Source organism: Pedobacter glucosidilyticus DSM 23534 (assembly GCF_000425145.1).
In the GTDB taxonomy this organism is placed as follows: domain Bacteria; phylum Bacteroidota; class Bacteroidia; order Sphingobacteriales; family Sphingobacteriaceae; genus Pseudopedobacter; species Pseudopedobacter glucosidilyticus.
Genome location: NZ_AULF01000009.1, coordinates 161,916 through 179,984, shown reverse-complemented (window position 1 = coordinate 179,984; position 18,069 = coordinate 161,916). Strand labels below are relative to the sequence as shown.

The window sequence follows — 18,069 nt, the reverse complement described above, 5'->3', positions numbered from 1 at the left end:
GCGTTTATAAAAATTCAATTATCAAATTTGAAAAAAAAAATTGACAAAATCTCACTTAGTGTAAAAAATACACCGTATATTAGTAAGCCTTAAACCAATGTTCAAAATAAAAATGTCGAAAATTAAGAAAATAGCAGTGTTTACTTCCGGTGGAGACGCCCCAGGAATGAATGCGTGTATAAGAGCTGTTGTGAGAACAGGTATTCATTTTGGTTGTGAGATGATTGGAATAAAACAAGGTTATCAAGGAATGATAGATGAAAACTTTATAGTGATGAATCGTCATTCGGTAAGTAATATCATGCAATTAGGCGGTACTATCTTAAAAACTGCCCGCTGTTTGGAATTTAGAACGGAGGAAGGGATGGAAAAAGCCTATCAAAATTTAAAAAAACAAGGAATAGATGCCTTAGTTGCGATAGGTGGAGATGGAACATTTACAGGTGCAGAAAGGTTCTCAAACAAATACGATATTCCTGTAATTTGTGTACCAGGCACTATTGATAACGACCTTTATGGTTCTGATTTTACTTTAGGTTTTGATACCGCAACTAATACGGTAATAGAAGCTATTGATAAAATAAGAGACACGGCAGAATCTCATGACCGCTTATTCTTTATAGAAGTAATGGGAAGAGATGCTGGATGTATAGCTTTAAGAGCTGGTATTGCAGGCGGCGCAGAAGCTATTATGTTACCAGAAAAAGATACAGCTATAGAGGATTTAATTTCAACACTAGAGCATGGGGCGGCTAACTTAAAATCATCTAGTATTGTAATTGTTGCCGAAGGAGATAAAAACGGAGGTGCTTATAACGTAGCTAAAAGAGTAAAAGAAAAATTTGATTACTACGATACTAAAGTTACCATTTTAGGCCATTTACAAAGAGGCGGTAGCCCAAGTAGTTTTGATAGAATTTTGGGCAGTAGAATGGGTTTTGCAGCGGTAAAAGCATTATTGGCTGGCCAAACCAGAAAAATGGTTGGTTTGCATGGCAATACTATTGCACTTACTGATTTAAGTGAAGCACTATCAGGACATGAGTTTAAGTTAGAAGACGATTTAATGGAAATGTCTAGCATATTAGCATAAAAAAATGGTTGCAGTAGTTTACAGTGGATCTAGATATGCCAATTGGCGGATTGCCCATAAGGGTACAGAAACCATTGAGCTTAGAACTGTAGGTATAAATCCTTTTTTTAATGATGAAAAATATATTCTTCAAGTTTTAAATAAGAATATACAACTGATTCATAACGCAGAAAAAATAAAGAAAATATACTTTTTTGGTGCAGGCGCAACATCAAAAGAAAGAAGTGAGATAGTAAGTAACGCATTTTCCCAATTTTTTAGATACAGTAAGATATTTGTACATAACGATTTGCTGGCTGCCGCAAAAGCAAGCTGTGACGATAAAACAGGTATTGTATGTATTATGGGCAGCGGCTCTAACGCAGCTTTTTTTGATGGAAGAAGAATTATAGACAACAACTATGGTTTAGGTTACGCTATTGCGGATGAAGGTTCTTCTAATTGGTTAGGTAAAAACTTAATCAAAGCCTATATCACCCAAACTTTACCATCAGATATAAACCTACTTTTTAAGAAAAAGTACGATTTAGATAAAAAACAAATTCTAGATAAGATATATAAACAAGCACATCCAAACATTTTTATAAGTTCTTTAGTAGATTTGCTAACAGAAAATAGGGAAAACCCTTTTGTTAAAGATTTTGTAAAAAATGGATTTCGCGAGTTTATCAACATTTATCTTATTCCTTTGATAGAGAAATATGGCAAAAAACAACCTATTTATTTTGTTGGAACTGTTGCCGCAAACTTTCAGGATTATTTAAGAGAAACTGCCAAAGAGCATCATATTAAAATATCCACTATCATTAAAGAACCTATTTATAACTTATTGAATTATTACGCAAATAAAAATTAAAACAAATGAAAATTGGAATTAACGGATTCGGAAGAATTGGAAGATTAGCTTTCAGAGCTGCAATAAACAGAAAAGACATTCAGGTTGTGGGCATTAATGATTTAATTGATGTTGATTACATGGCTTATATGTTAAAATACGATTCTACACACGGAAGATTTGATGGTACTGTAGAGGTAAAAGATGGTAACCTTGTGGTTAATGGCCAAAGCATTAGAGTAACAGCAGAAAAAGATCCTGCTAACTTAAAATGGAATGAAATTGGTGCTGAATATATTATTGAATCAACTGGCTTTTTCTTAACTCAAGAAACTGCACAAAAACATATTGAAGCTGGTGCTAAGAAAGTAGTAATGTCTGCTCCTGCTAAAGATGATACCCCTACTTTTGTTATGGGTGTTAACCACAAAACTTTAAGAGCAGATCAAAACATCGTTTCTAACGCTTCTTGTACTACTAACTGTTTAGCTCCTATCACTAAAGTATTAAACGATAACTTTGGTGTATTAGAAGGCTTAATGACTACAGTACACGCTGCTACTGCAACTCAGAAAACTGTTGACGGACCATCTGTTAAAGATTGGAGAGGTGGACGTGGCGCTTACCAAAACATCATCCCTTCATCTACAGGTGCTGCAAAAGCTGTGGGTTTAGTTATCCCAGAAATTAAAGGAAAATTAACTGGTATGGCTTTCCGTGTTCCAACTGCTGACGTTTCTGTAGTTGATTTAACTGTACGTTTAGAGAAAGCTGCTTCTTATGAAGATATTAAGAAAGCTATGAAAGCTGCATCTGAAGGCGAGTTAAAAGGTATTTTAGGTTATACCGAGGATGAAGTTGTTTCTACAGATTTCTTAGGAGATGCTCGTACTTCAATTTTTGACGCAAAAGCTGGTATTTCTTTAAATGATAACTTTGTTAAAGTTGTATCTTGGTACGATAACGAGTGGGGTTACTCTAACAAAATTGTTGATTTATTACAACACATGGCTACTTTATAAGAACATCGCTTATCTAAAAAAAGCTTTCCCGATACATTTCTGGAAAGCTTTTTTATTTATATACCTCAGGATGATGTATTTGAATATATTCTTGAAGCTCTGTCTTTAGAAAAATATATTTTGCCTCTGCTTCTTTACAAGTCCACTTTTCAACTCTTTTCCCCTGCTCCATTACTTCCATAATTCTAAAACGCTTGACCAAAATATCCATCTGATTATTGTAACTTTCAATCACAGGGTCTTTTAAAAGATGATGATTACGTTTTTTAAATTGAGTTCCAAAATGAATGTGGTTTACCATCATGACCAAAGCTTTAATGTTTAAAAAAATAGATAGAAACATAAAGGTAGAATGATGTTTCTAAAAATAGAGAGTATCGCTTAAGATGATTAAAGCTAATAAATAATTCTTTAAAAATATAATTTTAAAATACTTATAGACAAAATTGTAAAAATAAAATGGACTATTTAGGTATAAAGCTTACTCTTTCTTTGCTTATAAACCATACCCACCAACTGCATTAAAAGAATAGTCATTTATTCTGTATAAATAATACCTGTAGCTATTCATGTCAGAAACATCCTTTTTATCAGGATACATGGCTTTATAGCGTATTTTAGATAATTCCATTAAATCATCAAAGCTTTTTTCATCTGCAAAGGGCTTTATAATTATTTGTTTTAATTGTGAAGAATCTTGACGCATTTCGGGCTTTAAATCATCTTGTTTTACTAAAAAAACCTGTTCTATTAAAGCTATGTCTGGTTTGTTTTTTATTTGATAAATGAGTTTATGCTGTTTCTCACTTCTAGGTTTCATCCTGATAGTAAAAAAAGCATTCAATAAGTCCGCACCTTCTAAATTATAAACAGAAGAATCTTTCTTTATTTCATAAAAACTATTTTTTAAATCGCTGATGATTTCCTTTTTTAAAGGATGTTTAATTTGGGTATCCGAAACAAAAGCTACCAAATAATAAGCACTATCAATTTTGAGTTCTTTAGCATAAGCTTTAACTTCTTTAATAGATTTGTTTAGATAAAAAGATGCTCTATCCCAAGAATGAGACTTAATAGTGGATCTTCTTAATTTTAATCGATGTTTGTAATACTTATCAAAGTCTCCTGAAAGGTGTTTAATTACCTCCAAACTATCTTTCTTGCTTAAAGTAACGGTATCTCTTAAGCTAGTTTTGAAACTTTCATAATTAAAATTTTGTGTTTGAGCATGAACATGCAAAAAAGAAATCCAAATAAACAGTATAAATACTGCAGTAGATTTAATAACACCTACTTCTATAGGTTTTGAAACATGTTTTTTCATAGTTACTAAATATGCTTATTATATGAATAAATTCAAAATAATATTGATAGTTTAAATGAGCAAACAAGTTATCAACACCCCAAAATCACACAATTTTTTTGGTAAATTTGAGCTTAGTCAGGCAGAATAATCTTCATCTGCCAAACTCCTCATTCACAAAAACATATCATTAAGATGTATTTAATTTTTGATACCGAAACCACTGGATTACCTAAAAGATGGGATGCCCCTATTACCGATACAGATAACTGGCCCAGGTGTATTCAAATTGCATGGCAATTGCATGATGATATGGGGAAACTCATCTCCAATGAGGATTATTTAATTAAGCCAGAGGGCTTTAATATCCCTTACGATGCCGAGAAAGTTCATGGTATTTCTACCGAGCTAGCCGCAGCAGAAGGATTTCCTTTAGCTGATGTTTTAGTAAAATTTAATGCCGCTATTACACAAGCGAAGTTTATTGTAGGGCAAAACATCAAGTTTGATTTAAACATTATGGGTTGCGAGTTCCACCGCTATCAAATAGCAACAGAACTTAATAGCAAGCCCATATTAGATACCTGTACAGAAGTTACGGCCAGCCTCTTACAATTACCCGGCGGTAGAGGTGGGAAGTTTAAACTCCCTAATTTAACAGAGCTTCACCAATACCTATTTCAAGTACCTTTTGGCGAAGCGCATAATGCCACCGCCGATGTTGAAGCGACCACCAGATGTTTTTTTGAGCTTCTTAGAAAAGATGTTTTCACTACTCAGGAGCTTCAGGCTGATGAGGCTTATCTAACTCAGTTTAAAAATGCTAATCCAGAAGCTATTCGCCCTGTTGGTTTAAAACATATCAACCTAAAAGAGGCTTCCGAAGCGCTTAGAAAAAACACAAAACAGCAACATGATGTTAATCAAATTAACAGCGATAGCTTTGCTAGTCTAACTGATGTTGATTTTGTACATCTGCATAACCACACACAGTTTTCTATATTACAATCTACGGCATCTGTTCCAGATTTGGTAAAGGCAGCTGCAAAATATAAAATGCCAGCTGTTGCCATTACAGATCACGCCAATATGATGGGAGCTTTCCATTTTGTGAGTAATGTTTTAAATCATAATAAAGCAGCAGAAGCAAAAAATAAAGCGGCCTTAGAAAATGGTGAAACACCTACAGAAACCATTATAAAACCGATTGTAGGTTGCGAGTTTTTTGTTTGCGATAACCATAAAGACAAAAGTAGAAAAGACAATGGCTACCAAGTAGTATTTTTGGCAAAGAATAAAAAAGGTTACCACAACCTAGCAAAAATGTCTTCTATTGCTTATACAAGCGGTTTTTATTATGTACCCCGGATAGACAGACAAATTATAGAGCAGTATAAAGAAGATATTATGGTGCTTTCTGGAAACCTGTATGGAGAAATCCCTAGCAAGGTTTTAAACATGGGCGAAAACCAAGCCGAAGAAGCTTTAATTTGGTGGAAACAAACCTTCGGCGAAGATTTTTATATTGAGCTGATGCGCCACAATCAGGAAGATGAAAATAGGGTAAACCAAACTTTAATAAGCTTAGCTAAAAAACATCAGGTTAAACTTATTGCCACCAATAATACTTATTACATCAATAAAGAAGATGCTCATCCGCATGATATTTTATTATGCGTAAAAGATGGCGAGAAATTTTCTACTCCAAAAGGACGTGGAAGAGGTTTCCGTTATGCCTTACCAAACGACGAGTACTATTTTAAATCTGCCGATGAAATGAAAAAGCTGTTTTCGGATATTCCGGAAGCTATCATCAATATTTCTGAGGTAATTGATAAAGTAGAAACTTACTCGCTTTACCGCGATGTTTTGCTTCCTAAATTTGATATTCCGGAAGAGTTTTTAGTACCAGAAGACGAAGCAGATGGCGGTAAAAGAGGCGAGAATAAATATTTACGTCACTTAACTTATGTTGGCGCAGCAAAACGTTATGAAGAAATCACTCCAGAAATTAGAGAACGTTTAGATTTTGAGCTTAAGACCATTGAAAATACCGGTTACCCGGGATATTTCTTAATTGTTCAGGATTTTATCGCCAAAGCCAGAGAAATGGATGTTTCTGTAGGTCCAGGAAGGGGTTCTGCTGCGGGCTCAGCAGTAGCCTATTGTTTAGGCATCACCAATATAGACCCTATTGCTTATGATTTACTTTTCGAGCGTTTCTTAAATCCAGACAGAGTTTCCATGCCCGATATTGATATCGACTTTGATGATGAAGGTCGTGGAAGAGTAATGGATTATGTTATTAAAAAGTATGGTGCCAGTCAAGTAGCACAAATCATCACTTATGGTACTATGGCGGCAAAATCATCTATCAGAGATACCGCCCGTGTGCTAGATTTACCACTTTTTGAAGCTGATAAAATTGCTAAACTCATCCCTAACCTAAAACTGAATAAGATTTTCAATATGGATGAGCAAGCGCTTAGAAGTGCGCTCCGTTCTGAGGAAATGGAAAACGTTCAGCAATTAATTGCTTTGGCCAATGGGAATGATTTAGGTGCCGAAACCATCAAACAAGCAAAAGTTCTGGAAGGTTCTTTAAGAAATACCGGTATTCATGCTTGCGGGGTAATCATTACTCCTGACGATATTACCAATTTCGTTCCGGTTGCTACAGCTAAAGACTCTGATTTATATGTTACCCAATTTGATAACTCGGTAGTAGAAAGTGCTGGTCTATTAAAAATGGACTTTTTAGGTCTTAAAACGCTTACGCTGATAAAAGATACCGTTAAACTGGTTAAACATAGATTAGATATAGATTTAGACCCTGATACCTTCCCTATTGATGATGTAAAAACTTATGAGCTTTTCCAACGTGGTGAAACGGTAGGTATTTTCCAGTACGAGTCGCCCGGAATGCAAAAGTACATGAAAGAGCTAAAGCCAACAGTTTTTGGTGATTTAATTGCCATGAATGCGCTTTACAGACCAGGACCACTGGAGTATATCCCAAGTTTTATCAGAAGAAAAAATGGCGAAGAAGAAATAAAATACGATTTAGATGCTTGTGAAGAATACCTAAAAGAAACCTACGGTATTACAGTTTACCAAGAGCAGGTGATGCTTCTTTCGCAAAAGCTTGCTGGGTTTACCAAAGGTGAGGCCGACGTTTTACGTAAGGCTATGGGTAAAAAGCAGAAAGATGTTTTGGATAAAATGAAACCCAAATTTGTGCAACAAGCGGCAGAGAAAGGTCATGACCCTAAAACATTAGAAAAAATATGGAAAGATTGGGAAGCTTTCGCGAGTTATGCGTTTAACAAATCTCACTCTACCTGTTACGCTTGGATTGCTTACCAAACTGCATATCTAAAAGCCCACTACCCTGCCGAGTATATGGCTGCTGTACTATCAAATAACATGAATGATATTAAGCAGGTAACTTTCTTTATGGAAGAATGTAAGCGTATGGGTTTGGAAGTTTTAGGTCCGGATGTGAATGAGTCTTATTATAAATTTACTGTAAATGAGCAATATGCTATCCGTTTTGGTATGGGTGCTATTAAAGGTGTAGGAGCCGGAGCAGTTGAAACCATCGTAGAAAACCGTAAAACAGGTAAATACAAATCTATTTTTGATTTAGCCAAACGTATTGATTTAAGAGCTGCTAATAAGAAAGCGTTAGAAAATTTGGTTTTAGCAGGCGGATTTGATTGTTTTGAAAATACCCATAGAGCTCAATATTTTTATGATGATGGTGATGGAGCATCGCCACTGGAGAAGGCTATTAAATATGGTGCTAAGCATAAAGAAAATGAAAATTCCTCTCAAGGAAGTTTATTTGGAGGCTCAAGCAATGTAGAAATTGCAGAGCCTACGCTATGTCCTTGCGAAGAATGGGGCGCTATGGAAAAGCTTGCTAAAGAAAAAGAAGTTGTTGGGATTTACATCTCAGGGCATCCTTTAGATGAGTATAAATTGGTGCTAAATAAGTACTGTTCTACCGGTAATCTCACCATATTTAATGACATTGAGAAAGGTGCCGATTTCCAATTTAAAGTTGGTGGTATTGTGACAGCTATAAGGCACATGACTACCAAAGACGGCAGAGGTTGGGGTATTTTTAAGCTTGAGGGATATGATGATGCTTTTGAATTTACCATTTATAGAGATGAGTATCTTAAATTTAAACACCATTTGATTGTCAATAATTATCTTTACATCAAAGGAAATGTAAGCTACTTTTCTAATCCAGACGGTACTAAAAGGCATCGTATTTCTTATACGGATTTTACAGACCTTAGAGATGTTCTGGAGAAACAATCTACCAAGATTGATATCAGTGTGGATATAAGCGAAATAAGTGATGAATTTATTCAGAGTTTAAATCAAGTGATATCAAACCATAGTGGCTCTAAAAAATTAAGCTTTGTTATTTTGGATAAAAAAGACCGCTTAAAAGTAGATATGCAAAGTAAAACCAAACAAATTAATATTTGTAAAGAGCTTTTAAGCCAGTTGGATGAATTGGAAGTAGATTATGTTTTAAATTAAGAGAGATTGAAGGGTTTAATCATTCAGAACCCTTCATTTTTAACTATCAAACTTTAAATTTCTAAAATTTATAATCCCGTTCTCTGATGTTGCATAATCATCTGGACCATCATAAATTACTTGTGTGGATGTGATATCTTGTCCAACAACTTTTCTAAGATAATTTAAGTTATTTAAAAAATCTCTTGTAAAAGCTTTAGCTGATTTAATTTCATAAGCATGAAGTTGCAAACCTTTTTCTTCTACTAAATCAACTTCATGCTGAGACTTATCTCTATAAAAATATAAATTTGGTAATTTACCTTTGTTAAATCTATTTTTCATAAACTCTAACACCACCAAATTCTCAAAAATAGCACCTCGCAAAGGATGAGCATCCAGATGTTGCTCATTTTCTATACCTAACAAAAAGCAAGCTAATGCGGTATCATAAAAATATATTTTAGGAGATTTCACTAGCCTTTTACCAATATTTCTAAAAAAAGGTGGTAACCTAAATACTACATAGGATGCTTCTAAAGTATTTAACCATTCTTGTATTGTAGGTACTGATACGCCTATCTCATTTGATAATGAAGAAGCATTAAACTCTGAACCTACCCTACCTGCACACAACTTCATAAACACTTGAAAACGATTAATATCTTTAATATTTAACAACTGTCTTACATCTCTTTCTATATAAGTGTTATAATAATTTTGTGTTACATCATTTGCAGGAATTCCCTTAGCCCAAACAGCCGGATAACCACCATTTAAGAGTAAAGTATTGGTACTTGTATTTTTATGTTCGCCAATTTCATTTAATGATAAAGGTAATAAGGTAAGTATAGCTGCCCTACCAGCTAATGATTGCGTAACGCTTTGTAATAAAGCAAAATTACTACTACCGGTTAATATATATTTAGTATCCTCACGCTCATCTACGATAACCTGTAAATAAGAAAATAACTCTGGAATATGTTGGGCTTCATCTATGATTAATCCGCCAAGATGCTCCTCTAAAAAAGCTTTTGGTGCTGCCATTACTTGCTCTCTGGTAGTAGGATTTTCCAAATTGATGTAATGATAATTCGGAAACTGATGCTTGCACAAAGAAGTCTTTCCAGATTGCCTAGGACCTGTAACCACTATAATGCTATATAGTTTTGATAATCGATTTAACTCGCTATCTAATATCCTTAATATAAATTCTTTTAATGAAACAGCCATTTTTAAAGTACAACTTTAAATCCGTCCAAATATAGGTCTATTTTCACTTAATTACAAATAATATCAACTATTTGATCTTAAAAAGTAAACATAAAAAACTAAAATTCAAATATTTATGAATAAATAGACAAATATAAAGTACAACTTTAAATTTGTCCAAAAAAAGATATGTATATCCTTAAAAAGGATATCCAATAGCTAAATTGAAAACTAGATTTTCTCTACGCCAATCTCTGTTACCAAAATCTATCTGGTTTAAAACCCAACGTTCGCCATCGGGTAAATAAGGTTTTCGGATAGGAAATGCTAAATCTCCCCTCAAAATCAGAAAAGATAAATCAAAACGCAAACCAACACCTGTTCCAACAGCCAATTCTTTCATAAAATCTTTAGATAAAACAGCACCTGGTCGGTTTGGATCGTCGTTAGCCATCCAGATATTACCTGCATCAATAAAAGCTGCACCTTCTACAATAGAAAATAATTTTGCTCTATATTCTGCATTCAACTCCAATTTAAAATCTCCAGATTGGTCTGGCAAAAAGCTATTCTCATCAACATCGTAACGGAAAGTACCCGGACCTAAAGACCGAGCCCTAAATGCCCTGATGCTATTTGTACCGCCAGAAAAAAACTGTTTAATAAAAGGTAAAGAACTAGAATTTCCGTAAGGTAAACCCGCCCCTATAATAATTCTACTAGCTATTCTATTTCTATCATTTAGTCTTAGATAATACCTAAAATCATGTTCGGTTTTTGCAAACTCACTATAAGGGACATTTAAAATAGTAGCTGTATCACCTCTTTGTACATTACCATTTTTTATTAAACCTGTAATCGTTGCAGATAAATCTATAGAGCCTTTGTAATAAAACGTATGTGTTTTACTGGTTTCTGTGGTATTGGTAAAGGTGAAACTATAAGTTGGACCAAAAATTAATTGCTTTTCTATCACTCTGGCTAAAGATGGAATACTATCAATTTGACGTCTGTATAAATCAGAAACATTAAAAGAATTTACGTAGGTTATATCAATTACATTAAGTTGATGCTCTTTACGGATTTCTTCTTTCCATAAATAGCCAAAAGAGCCTTTAAAAGTATTTAAAGAGTACAATTTTACTCGATTTTGAAACTCGTAGCCCAAAGTTGCTCTGGTTTTGGGTACAAAAGCACTGGTACCGTTGATATTAAAAGGTGTAATAAAGCGTGGCCAAATCAAGCTAGCATCGGCCCCAAAGCGGTAAACATTAAAACCTTGGTTTTGCCCTGATACTTGCGTTTCTACTCCCCCAAAACCTGTGATGGTTAATTGTTCTGCCCCTTTAAAGGTATTGCGATTTATCCAGTTTAGATTTAACTCTGTACCGGTATAATTAGCTGAGTTTGTTTTCCCTAACAATTCAAAACGGATAGATTTTTTCTCTCTGGGCGTTAAATAGTAATAAGCGTCTAAAACGTTTTGGATAGAATCTGTTTCCTTAAATTGATTTTTAACAAACCTAAAAACACCTAAATTAACTAGCCTATTAAGCGACAAATTATGATCAGTACGGTTGTAAACATCTCCTTTATGGAAAAACAAAGTACGATCAAAAACCTGAGGTTTAAAAAGTGGCTCGCCATCGTCAATAATTTTAAAATCTTTATAAACAACTGCCGAGTCTTTATTTAACCGCCTTTCTTTTCTTAAAGAATAATCAGGGTAAATGTAAATATCATCTATCGTATAAACTTGTTTAGCATTAATAGGGGTTTCTTTTTTTACTTCTACTAATAAATCTACCTGCTGGTTTCCAACGGTACTATCAACTTTAACAATTAAATAATCTGGCCCGAAATAATAAAAGCCTTTCTCTTTTAAGCGGACATCTATACGCTCCCGCTCGGCCTTAATTTTGTCTAAATCGTAAGCTTCTGTTGGTTTTAGGAAAGTATTAACTTCTGTTTCTTTGATGGCTTGAGTTAATACCGATGAATCTTGAGGAAAAATCACCTCCCTTATTTTATACTGCTTTTTGGTTTGCACCGAGTATTGGGCTTTTACTCTTTGGTTTCTTTCGGTAGAATCAGCACTGGTTTCTGCTAAAAAATATCCTTTATTTTCTAAGCGGTTTTGAATGATAGATGCATTATAATCCAGATCTACCTTACTCATTAAAACAGGAGGTTCACCTGCTTTATTCTTCAGCCAGTTTCTTAAACCCTTTTCTTTTTTAGGAGTTCCGGCGATGTTGTAAAAAAATAATTTTGGTCTTAAACCTAAAATAGTTGAGTTAGGTTTGGGTCTTAATACCCCTTCTAATTCTGATGTTAAACTTTTACGCTCGCTTTTGGTAATTTCTTTATCTGTAATCGTAACTTCTGCCCCTATATAAAGTTGCTCGCCTTTAGGCAAATACTTGATATTGCTACAAGCAGACATCAAGAAAATAACCATGAAAACTATCAAATATCTATTCATCATTTTGAATTATTTCTTCTTCGTGGCGATTTAGGCTTTTCAAAAATCTCTTTAAATTGGTTATAATCCATCGTTAAAATAAATCCTAAACCTGTTTCTATAACCTGCCCTTGTATAGCCATTTGGTATTGATTTTTACGATAAGCTCTTAACAAATAACGTCCGTCTTTAGAAAGCTGATAATCGGCAGCAATATCTCCGGCTATATTATTAGTTTGGCGGTTTGCTTGTTGCGGACCTTCTAAACCAAAATTACTACCAATGGTAACTTTTAACCTATCGTTTAACAATCTTTTAGATAAGCCAACATTTAAATCGGTACGGTTTTCTCTTTGTCCTGTGGTATAATCATCGGTAGCTTCCAAATCAAAATTTAACTCAACACCTCCAAGTAAATCGCCTGCAAGATTATTCAATTGTTGAGATAATATTTTACTAACACTTTGTCTGGCTATAGATTCTACTCCGCCAGAACCAGCTTCACTTGCAAAAGGGTTTTCGCCTACAAATCTGTTTAACAATAACAATGCAAAAACTTGCTTGTTAAGCTCTGATGGCTGCTGCCTTAACTGCTCTAGACGGGTTCTTGACTCACTGATGATATCTTGAGAAACATTATAATTTCCTTCTGGGAGCACAATATCAAAACTAATTTCTGGCTTTAGTAACTCGCCATCCATATTGAGTAATACTTGGAAAGGAATTTCTTGCTTGTACGTGTTACGTACCGCAGCGGACCTACCACCTAATTGATTATCCAATAAATCTAAAGGAGCTGTTTCTGTTTCGTAAATAGCAGTAATATCTATATTAGCGGTGGTTGGCTCTCCTGTCCAAACCAGAGAGCTTCCTTCTTTAATTTTAAATACCCGTCTGATGAAGTTGAAAGACATTTCATAACTTCCTTCTTTTAATTCGTATTTCCCGGTAAGGCTTATTTTACCTGATGGGTCCATGCCTCCGGTTAGCTCTGCTTCGCCTTTAAGCTTAACAAAATCGCCATTTCCTTTGTCAATAATCATGGTAAGTTCTGCTTCTGGGTCTACTTCTATATTCATAGAAACATCCATACCGGTAACACTACTTTTATTAAGAGAATCCGGTAAAGCAAAAGTTTCTGCCAATTGCGGATTATCTTGATCTATAAATTCTACAATCCCCTCTCTGTCTGCTATACCCGGGTCTGATTGCGGCAAAACAATAGTAAACCTAGTATCCTTATTAATTTTTAGTGTTCCTTCTACCTCTGGTTGGTTTAAATCACCGCGAATTCTTAATCGAGTGTTTAAAAACAAATCGCCATAATAAAGCTCATTATCTTTAGCTGTTGAGTTAACTGCTCTAAAATTATTGGCATTTACATCTACATTAAATCTATAATCCTGATAATTGCTGGTATAAATTGCTCCGTTTACCGTGAGTTTATTATTGGCCGAGTCTGATAAACTAAACCTATTAAAATTGATTCCTTCTTGGGTAAAAGATATTTTATCATTCAGTAATTGAAAATAAGAGTTTAAAGGTGTTACTCTAAAAGCCCCATCCTTAAACTGTAAATCGCCAATAACTTTTGGTGCTGCAGCTGTACCAGATATTTTAAAATCGCCTGTTAAATAACCGCTACTTTCTTTTAAATTGCCAAAAGTAAAACCTTCTATACTTTTAAGATTTAGCTTTGCTATAGCTAAATCCATATCAAAACTACTGTTATTGGTACGGTAAATACCATCTAGTCTAACATCATTATCTTGCCCAGTTATGGCTACCTGTGCAGCAAAAGTATTGGCTTGCTGGTTATTTACTTTTAGGCTGATGTTTCCTAAAGTATCTGTTCTGAAATTGAAATTTTGAATAGCTAAATCTGAGGTAAAAGAGAAATCCCGATCTAAATCTTTCAGTAAAACATCTCCATTTAAGGTCCCACCTATTAATAAAGAATCTTTCTCGATGATGCTTGTTAAGGTTTCAATTTTAAAATTATCAAAAGTAACAGTCATAGGGGCATTTAAAACCCTTGCTTGCGATTGTATTTTGATGGATTGAGATTGGTTTCGTAATTCGAAATTATTGGCATAAATACCTCTTTCTCCAAAACTTAAGAGGTTATTTTCGTTAATCTGCCATCTTTCGTAATTAAGTTTTAACCCTTCTAAAGCCAGTTTAAACTCAGTATCGTTTTTAATGGCCTGCATGGTTCCGGCAATTAAATAACGTTCTTTGTCTTGGATATCTTTAACCTGTAAACGATAATCGATGATATTTTTTGCAATGTTTCCACTTAAGGCTGTATAAGGAAGCAAGAATTGACTGCTTTTAACTTCATCAATAATAAAGCTGTAAGCCAAACTATCATTATTTGGCGCAACATTTAAAACGGCGTTGGTAATGATATTTGAACCATAAATTAACTTAGGGATATTGGCTTTCATAATAATGGTGTCGCCTTCGCTATTGTAGCGTCCGTTTATTTGGATAGGCTCTATCCGGGTTAAACCCGGAACAAAAGCTATTAATGCTGGATGATTTTGAACCGATAATTGATAGGCAAAATATTGAGGTTTAACAGGCTCTTTTTTTATTCCCTGGCTGGTATCGTAATATTTAGCTATGCTATTGGTCAAGGCTGTAGCCAATTGCGTAAACTGATATTTACCTTTTATACTTCCATTTAAAAAAGGAGATTTGATGTTTAACGAGTTTTGAGATGCCGATGCTTGCGAAATGATATTGATAGAATCTAAAGGAAACCGCTCTGTTTCTGTTGCAATAAGCATATTGTTTATTGATATTTTCCCATTCAGATAATCAGGGTCTAGTGTTGCTATATCGGCATCTATTTTACCTCTAAATTTTAGGCTTCCTTTATACAAATTTAAAGCTCCAAAATTGGCGCTATCTATATTAGTTTTTAAAGATAAACTTGGATACTGCTGATTAAAACTTCCTTTAGCTAATAAATCAAAATCAAGGTTTTTATCCTCCATATTGGCTGTAGCCTGATATACTCCTGCTTTGATATTTCCTTTAACATCTAAATTTTTATAGTTATAACCATTGTATTGAGCTTTTAAAACCCGAGCTTTTACGCCGGCAACCATCGTTTTAGGGTTTAAACCCATACCACTAACTTGCGCATTTAAACTTATCCTACCGATAGAATCATTTTTCATCAGTTGCCCAACATGGAAATCTTTTACCTCTACCGTGGCTTGGTAGCGTTCTTTGTTTTTTAAACGTTGGTCGTAATTAGCTTTAACAGTAGCATTTCCTAAACTACTTTTTAGAAAGAGTTGCGTATTAAAATTATTTATGGCTCCTTTAAAAAATCCATTTAATGATAAACGTTGCGGAATTTGAAATTGAGCCGGTAAAGTACCTTTAGGAATAAAGCTATTGATGTCTTTGGCGCTGGTACTAAATTCTTTGATATTAAGATCAAAAAACGCCTTTTCAACGTTTGGAAGTCCTTTTATCCTACCATTGGCAACTAGTTTAGTTTGACCAATTCCGCTAAGTTCTAGTTTAGGAATATTTAGATTGTCTAACCTTCCTTTTACAGTGCTATTCACCCTTAATATAGCATTTGGGTTTCCTTTAAAGGGAGGATTTTGAGCTAAATCTGGTACAAATAGTAAAATATCAGTGAAAGCGATACTACTTTTATTTAACGATGCTTCTATATACAGTTCACTTAAATTCTTTGATAAAGTTGCAATAGATGGATAAGCCACTTTAATTTCATCCCGAATAAGCGACCGTGGAGTTTTAATATATAAATCCTCTAGGTAAGCGTACTTAGGTCCGTAAAAAAAAGATGTTTTAAAATCCTGAATATTTAAGCCACTTTTATCTGCAACTTTCAAACTGGCTATTTTTCCAGAAATGGTATCGGTACTGTAATAAATATCATCTGCATTTAGCAAAAGTCCTTTTAAATCCAGGTGCATATAATCTATACCTCTTTTTAAAGGTTTGCTATTAAAATCATCAAACTTAAAATCAACATGTGCTATAGCCACTTCTTGTAAACCAACTTTCCAGCCGGGTTGTGTGTTGTTGCTTGTTGTTTCTGTAATGGGTTTCGCTAATGCTTTTCCAAAGGCTAAACTTCCTTTAGTTTGCTTCATAGCTAGTTTTTCAATGTTTATCCATTGTTTTTGTAAGTCTAGTGTATTAAAAATCAGGTTTAGTTCACCCAAATCTAAAAAGGTTTTCAGGCTATTTCCTTCGCTATTATAATTGATTTTTATAGCCGAAAGAGCTATTTCTTCGAGCTTTAATTTAAAAAATGGGTTATGAGAAGCTTCTTTAACAGTTTCTTGTGTGTTGTTTACCAGTTCTTCTACAATACCTTGTTTCAAATTTAAATTTAAACCGTTTAGGGTAATCTTAGGAACATCAAAATCTAAACTATCTAAATCAAATTTTTTAATTTTTGTATCAAGGTGGTTGAGGTAAACATCCAAGTTATTTTTCGTGATGGCATCATCAAACCTTACCCTTATTTTGTCTAAATTTATTTTTTCTATTGAAAATTTCATGGTAGCACTACTATCCTGAGGCATTGATTCTTTTGTTTGCTCAGTAGCAAATGCTTTAATGATGTAATCAAAATTAAAAACCGAATCTTGATTTCTTTTAACATTAGCGGTAATGCCTTGCAGATCTATACTATTAATCTCTAACTTATTGTCTAGTAATTTGAACAAACTGATATCTACAGCCAGTTTATCGCCAGCTAATAAAGTATCCTTTTGCAGGCTTTGAAAATAAACGCCATGAAGAATTATTTTTTTTGGCAAGCCAATTTCTAGCTTAGTTATACTTACGGGTGTTTTTATTTTCTCTTCCAGATAGTTAACTACTTTATTTTTTACCATATTTTGTATAGCCGGAACTTGGATAAGCAATACGACCAATAAAAACAAAGTAATAACACCGGTAAAAATCCAGAGAATTGTCTTTAAAATGAGTGATAGATATTTGTTCAAAAAATAAAAATTTATTGCTTTAAATATAATTAACAAAATATGCGCCAGTACAACATCTATCCATACTATTAAACAAAAAATACCTGTATTGTTTTAACTATAGCTTTATCCTATGGTAAGATTACAAGAATCTATTTGTGGCAGAATGTTTGGGTATGTATATTTGAAATCTTAAAAAAAGAATTTTTATTTAAATCATTGATATTATGGCATTAGAAATTACAGATGCTAATTTTGAAGAATTAGTATTAAAATCAGATAAACCAGTTTTAGTAGACTTTTGGGCAGAGTGGTGCGGACCATGCCGTATGGTTGGACCTGTTGTAGAAGAGTTAGCAAAAGAATATGATGGTAAAGCTGTTGTTGGTAAAGTTAATGTAGACCACAATCCAGAAATCTCTATGAAATTTGGCATCAGAAACATTCCTGCTTTATTATTTTTCAAAAACGGTGAAATTGTTGACAAGCAAATTGGCGCAGTTCCAAAATCAGTTTTAGCTGAAAAATTAACCAAGCAAATGGCTTAATCCATTTAAATTGATATTAAAAAAAGATCTTTCGATGATTCTGAAAGGTCTTTTTTTATTTT

Annotated in this window: 10 protein-coding genes; 5 read left to right on the top strand and 5 right to left on the bottom strand. The window is 33.9% G+C overall.

All coding sequences use genetic code 11. The features are described 5' to 3' along the window. Nucleotides 1-112 precede the first annotated feature (112 nt). Genes pfkA through gap form a run of 3 tightly spaced genes read left to right on the top strand, consistent with a single transcriptional unit; the run spans nt 113 to nt 2,950 of the window. A complete protein-coding gene (gene pfkA / locus H510_RS0103360) occupies nt 113-1,093 on the top strand; it encodes a 6-phosphofructokinase (RefSeq protein ID WP_026903014.1) in 981 nt (326 codons plus the stop codon). Nucleotides 1,094-1,097: 4 nt separating this feature from the next. Further along, nucleotides 1,098-1,949, top strand: coding sequence for a hypothetical protein (locus tag H510_RS0103355; RefSeq protein WP_026903013.1), 852 nt, complete (start codon nt 1,098-1,100; stop codon nt 1,947-1,949). A gap of 5 nt (nt 1,950-1,954) precedes the next feature. Next, entirely contained in the window at nt 1,955-2,950 is a 996-nt protein-coding gene (gap, locus tag H510_RS0103350; protein ID WP_026903012.1) for a type I glyceraldehyde-3-phosphate dehydrogenase, read from the top strand. A 52-nt stretch (nt 2,951-3,002) separates the two neighbouring features. On the opposite strand, the gene H510_RS0103345 is transcribed toward gap, so the two are convergent. Together H510_RS0103345 and H510_RS19455 are read right to left on the bottom strand one after the other, a co-directional pair. Continuing rightward, nucleotides 3,003-3,254 (bottom strand): hypothetical protein, encoded by a 252-nt coding sequence (locus H510_RS0103345; RefSeq protein WP_155977798.1) that lies wholly within the window; start codon nt 3,252-3,254, stop codon nt 3,003-3,005. Between the two features lie 192 nt (nt 3,255-3,446). Then, nucleotides 3,447-4,274, bottom strand: coding sequence for a hypothetical protein (locus H510_RS19455; protein WP_051291025.1), 828 nt, complete (start codon nt 4,272-4,274; stop codon nt 3,447-3,449). 174 nt (nt 4,275-4,448) lie between these two features. Here H510_RS19455 and dnaE point away from each other — a divergent pair, with 174 nt between their 5' ends. Next, nucleotides 4,449-8,813 carry a DNA polymerase III subunit alpha gene (gene dnaE / locus H510_RS0103335; RefSeq protein WP_026903010.1) on the top strand — a complete coding sequence of 1,455 codons (4,365 nt, stop codon included), beginning with the start codon at nt 4,449-4,451 and terminating at the stop codon, nt 8,811-8,813. A gap of 39 nt (nt 8,814-8,852) precedes the next feature. On the opposite strand, the gene H510_RS18150 is transcribed toward dnaE, so the two are convergent. From H510_RS18150 to H510_RS18145, 3 genes are all read right to left on the bottom strand, one after another. Then, nucleotides 8,853-10,025 (bottom strand): ATP-binding protein, encoded by a 1,173-nt coding sequence (locus H510_RS18150; RefSeq protein ID WP_036691727.1) that lies wholly within the window; start codon nt 10,023-10,025, stop codon nt 8,853-8,855. A 178-nt stretch (nt 10,026-10,203) separates the two neighbouring features. After that, on the bottom strand, nt 10,204-12,492 hold the full coding sequence (gene tamL, locus H510_RS0103325) for a translocation and assembly module lipoprotein TamL (protein ID WP_026903009.1): 2,289 nt from the start codon (nt 12,490-12,492) through the stop codon (nt 10,204-10,206). After that, nucleotides 12,489-17,480, bottom strand: coding sequence for a translocation/assembly module TamB domain-containing protein (locus H510_RS18145; RefSeq protein ID WP_036691725.1), 4,992 nt, complete (start codon nt 17,478-17,480; stop codon nt 12,489-12,491). Before H510_RS18145 ends, tamL begins: the two co-directional genes overlap by 4 nt. Nucleotides 17,481-17,686: 206 nt before the next feature. Here H510_RS18145 and trxA point away from each other — a divergent pair, with 206 nt between their 5' ends. Beyond that, the gene (trxA, locus tag H510_RS0103315) at nt 17,687-18,007 is read left to right on the top strand and encodes a thioredoxin (RefSeq protein WP_026903008.1); all 321 of its coding nucleotides are present in this window, start codon (nt 17,687-17,689) and stop codon (nt 18,005-18,007) included. Nucleotides 18,008-18,069: the final 62 nt, after the last annotated feature.

What these genes read in the sequence shown, in the direction of transcription:
- dnaE (WP_026903010.1), top strand. Translation starts at nt 4,449, where the DNA reads ATGTATTTAATTTTTGATACCGAAACCACTGGATTACCTAAAAGATGG.
- pfkA (WP_026903014.1), top strand. Translation starts at nt 113, where the DNA reads ATGTCGAAAATTAAGAAAATAGCAGTGTTTACTTCCGGTGGAGACGCC.
- H510_RS19455 (WP_051291025.1), bottom strand. Translation starts at nt 4,274, where the DNA reads ATGAAAAAACATGTTTCAAAACCTATAGAAGTAGGTGTTATTAAATCT.
- trxA (WP_026903008.1), top strand. Translation starts at nt 17,687, where the DNA reads ATGGCATTAGAAATTACAGATGCTAATTTTGAAGAATTAGTATTAAAA.
- gap (WP_026903012.1), top strand. Translation starts at nt 1,955, where the DNA reads ATGAAAATTGGAATTAACGGATTCGGAAGAATTGGAAGATTAGCTTTC.
- H510_RS0103345 (WP_155977798.1), bottom strand. Translation starts at nt 3,254, where the DNA reads ATGATGGTAAACCACATTCATTTTGGAACTCAATTTAAAAAACGTAAT.
- H510_RS18150 (WP_036691727.1), bottom strand. Translation starts at nt 10,025, where the DNA reads ATGGCTGTTTCATTAAAAGAATTTATATTAAGGATATTAGATAGCGAG.
- H510_RS0103355 (WP_026903013.1), top strand. Translation starts at nt 1,098, where the DNA reads ATGGTTGCAGTAGTTTACAGTGGATCTAGATATGCCAATTGGCGGATT.
- tamL (WP_026903009.1), bottom strand. Translation starts at nt 12,492, where the DNA reads ATGATGAATAGATATTTGATAGTTTTCATGGTTATTTTCTTGATGTCT.